1 pseudogene is annotated in these 892 nt (G+C 65.0%); it reads right to left on the bottom strand.

Features of this window, described 5'->3' with window-relative positions:
- Positions 1-892 (bottom strand): annotated as a pseudogene (locus K0778_RS26495) (RHS repeat protein); the annotation flags it as partial.

Below are 892 nucleotides of genomic sequence, written 5' to 3' on the forward strand. Positions count from 1 at the left end.
CTTTTCGCGCCGGTGTGTATTCCGGCTCCACCTGTCTGGCCAGTTGCTCCACCGTCAGCCCGCACTGCGCAAGCCACGCCCGGCTTTCACTGCTCACGCGGTCTGCCCGGATTTCTTCCTCCAGCCTGTCCAGCAGCCGCACCAGTTCAGCCGGGAACACCACGCCGTGGCCGTTCTCACTCCCTTCCTGCTGGAGCGTCTCTGCCAGGCTGCGCCGCTGCGCTTTTTCCCGCTCGCCGTTCTCTGTCTCGACCCGGATGAGCGGCGTGAAGCTTCCCGGCTCGTATACCGTCTGGATACGTGTGGTGTCAGTCTGCACCGTCGTCAGCCTGTCTCCGTCCCAGCCATACCACGTCACCTCCGGTTTACGCGACAGCGACATCCACCCCGTCAGGTCACGCTCCCGCCGCCAGACCCGTTTTGCCATTCGCCGTCCCAGCGGGTCGTAGAGGTAGCGGCTCTCGACCAGTGGCTCGCCATGCTGTATCCGCGTGTAGAACACCAGGCGGTGCTGGCTGTCGTAGTGGTAGTGGTGGGTCCGCTCGTCGTCCGTCCGTATCACACCCGCCGGGATGCGGTCCGTCTTCTCCGTCAGCCTGCCGTATTCATCGTGGCGGTAGACATAGTGCGCATCCTCCGCGATGCGGTTATCCGGCCACACTGTGAGTGTACTGTCCGGGTGCAGCTCCGGGTCCGGCAGCCGGTTGCCCGCCGGGTCCGTGGCATACGGGATGCGGATGTCCAGGTCTGGTGCGAGGGTGCGCACACTCTCCAGCCTGCCCGTGGCGCTGTAGCCGTATTCCCGCGTCTGTCGCGGGCCGCTGATGCGCACCAGGTCGCCGTTGTCACTCCACCCGTAGTCACGGTCATATACCAGGCTGTTCAGGTGCTG

It is taken from the genome of Escherichia sp. XD33 (assembly GCF_019375075.1).
Taxonomy (GTDB): Bacteria; Pseudomonadota; Gammaproteobacteria; order Enterobacterales; family Enterobacteriaceae; genus Enterobacter; species Enterobacter flexneri_A.